This window comes from Geitlerinema sp. PCC 9228 (assembly GCF_001870905.1).
Classification (GTDB): Bacteria; Cyanobacteriota; Cyanobacteriia; order Cyanobacteriales; family PCC-9228; genus PCC-9228.
The window spans coordinates 1-2362 of the sequence record NZ_LNDC01000024.1; the positions used below are offsets into that span (position 1 = coordinate 1).

3 protein-coding genes and 1 pseudogene are annotated in these 2362 nt (G+C 44.6%); 1 reads left to right on the forward strand and 3 read right to left on the reverse strand.

The window, feature by feature from the left end:
• The 3 genes and pseudogenes from AS151_RS01920 to AS151_RS22990 all read right to left on the reverse strand — a co-directional run.
• Positions 1–220 (reverse strand): reverse transcriptase N-terminal domain-containing protein (locus tag AS151_RS01920; RefSeq protein WP_170861279.1); only part of this gene is annotated, 220 nt, incomplete at its 3' end.
• Positions 221–609: 389 nt separating this feature from the next.
• Positions 610–1407 carry a group II intron maturase-specific domain-containing protein gene (locus AS151_RS01925; protein WP_275527961.1) on the reverse strand — a complete coding sequence of 266 codons (798 nt, stop codon included), beginning with the start codon at positions 1405–1407 and terminating at the stop codon, positions 610–612.
• Positions 1408–1431: 24 nt separating this feature from the next.
• Positions 1432–1719: pseudogene (locus tag AS151_RS22990) on the reverse strand (reverse transcriptase domain-containing protein); the annotation flags it as partial.
• 164 nt (positions 1720–1883) lie between these two features.
• Here AS151_RS22990 and AS151_RS21185 point away from each other — a divergent pair.
• A partial coding sequence (locus AS151_RS21185; RefSeq protein ID WP_139240445.1) for an ISAs1 family transposase occupies positions 1884–2362 on the forward strand: 479 nt, incomplete at its 3' end.

Consider the following 2362-nt stretch of genomic DNA (forward strand, 5'->3'; position numbering starts at 1 on the left):
TCATCCGGGGACTCAACAACTTGGCTCTTGTCATGAGTACCAAGACTACCATCATTGGCAGTTTTTGCATCGTGGCAATGTTTGTAGCAACATCGCCACGACGCTTGGCTTGATAAGTTCGTTTTTGCAGGCGGAAGACGTGACGTTCGACTTTCTTCCAGTCGATATCTCGCCATTCCAGTCTCACCGTATTGTTTCCAACCGTTTTGGACGTATCCATGCTACTTTCGACCTTATCTTCCAAGTCATCGAGAGTCTGTCAGCATATATTGGGTATTACCCCAATCGTTCGCTTCTGACTCTATCCTGCCCACCGCAGGCTTGCGGATGGTTTCCTACTCAAGGCATCGACCTTATTCCTTGAGAGCCATACGGGGGGTTACTTCGTTCCAGATACCGATTGGTTGTGCCCTTAGGATGTCACTCTACGCCGGGTTGGTTTAGGGTGTGTGAAAGGTCACCGACCAACTTGCCTTTCCTATATCCTTAACCTTTTGGTTCCTGCGTTTCAGTCCAATTTTCGCAGGTTTGGAATAACGACGCTTCAACCATGACTTCGTTGTCTATCCGTAGGCACTTGCTCGAAGGGGTACCTGTTTGGACCCAGGCTTAACCTCCTTTTATCCCCGCTTCACCGATTTGATAACCAGTCTCCTCGATGGGGGATATGCTTTCACGCGACACACCTCGCGGGGCGGACTTGCACCGCCATCGATATCTAGTTGTCTTGGTTACCCCAAAAGGGTTTTTACCAAGCTCCTGCTTATGCCTTAGAATCCATGTAGATTCCAACGGTTTTACAGGAAACGAATCGCACTGGTCGATTTCCATTACATCCTCTTCATAGAATGTTCGTCCACAGTGGGCACATTTCCCTTTTTGTTTCTTTAAGAGTCTTGCTACTCTTTTGGAAATTCCAGGTTGTTTTCCCATTCGTGTACTCCAGTACTTGCAATTTTTGTCATATGGACTGGCTTCGCCTTTAACCTTAGCATGGCGTACAATTGGTGTTTCCGCATGAGTTCTTAGCTGCATCGGATTGGCTTCCGAGCGAGTTGCGAATACCCATTTTCGATTATCAACTTTTTGCCAGTATTTCCGAGCTACCCATTTTCCTGTTTTATTCAGGTGTCTTTTCCTTCCCCATCTGGCTAGTTTCCAATAAAGAAAATCATCCATTTGGGAGAAAGTTTCTTTTGACACCACGGTGGAGTAGTAGTTGCACCATCCCCTGATGACTGGATTGAGGTGTTGTATCAATCCTTCTTGAGGAGCTGCTTTGTGCGAGTCTATTATCCCTTTAAGTTTTTGGTAATGGGTTTGGACGGCTTTTCTGCTGGGTTTGATGATGGTTTTGAAGCCTAGGGGCTTTCCTTTTGAGTTCCTTCCGGTCTTATGCTTGCCAATTTCATATTGGCGAACATTGAAACCAAGGAAGTCAAACCCTGGGTCATCTCCCTCTAAAGTATGGGTGATGGTTGTTTTTACCTCTTTAAGCTCCAATCCCATTCCTTTCAGCCAACCTGAGATATGGTCACGACATTTATTGATTACATCTTGATCTTCATGGATTATTACAAAGTCGTCCGCATATCTTATCAAAGATACTGCATTCCTTCGTATCATTCGACTACCTTTTCCAGGTAGCCTTTCCACTAGGTCCTTGATGCTTTCTTCCATTCCATGGAGGGCAATATTTGCCAATAGAGGGCTGGTTACACCCCCTTGTGGCGCAGGGTCGTTTCATTTTCGGGGGGAAATTCTAAAAAAAAAGCGACCGTTGCCGTAGTAAAATTGGGCGGTCGCTACTTTCAAGTACTTATGGAAAGTTTAATTCAATTTTTGAAACAAGTCAAGGAACATCGTTGTTAACGCCACCCTCTTTGGTTCATTCTTTTTATCGTTATTGTCGGAATTATGCCAGGATACAAGGATATAGAGACCTAGCTGACTGGGCAGAATTCCATCAAGAACTTCTCGCTTCCCTAAGTAGTTTCCAGCCCAAATCTATTCCTTCTTATTCCACAATAAGAAGAGCGATTGTCGGTGATTGTGATGATTTTATCGTCCAATTTAATGAATGGGCAGCTAAGCTTCTTCCGGATACGCCGGAAATGTCTGGTCTGAGCATAGACGGCAAAAGCCTCCGTTCTACACTCACGAATTATCGTAGTGAACAACAAAACTTTGTGGCTATCGTCTCTGCTTTTTGCCACCAAACGAATTTGGTGTTAGCTCTAGGAAAATTGGAGAATCGCAAAACTTCAGAAGTTCCTTGTGTTCGCCATATCATCGGAGTTATGCCGTTTCAAAACCAAACAATTACCTTGGATGCTCTCCACTGTAATCAAAAGACAATTTC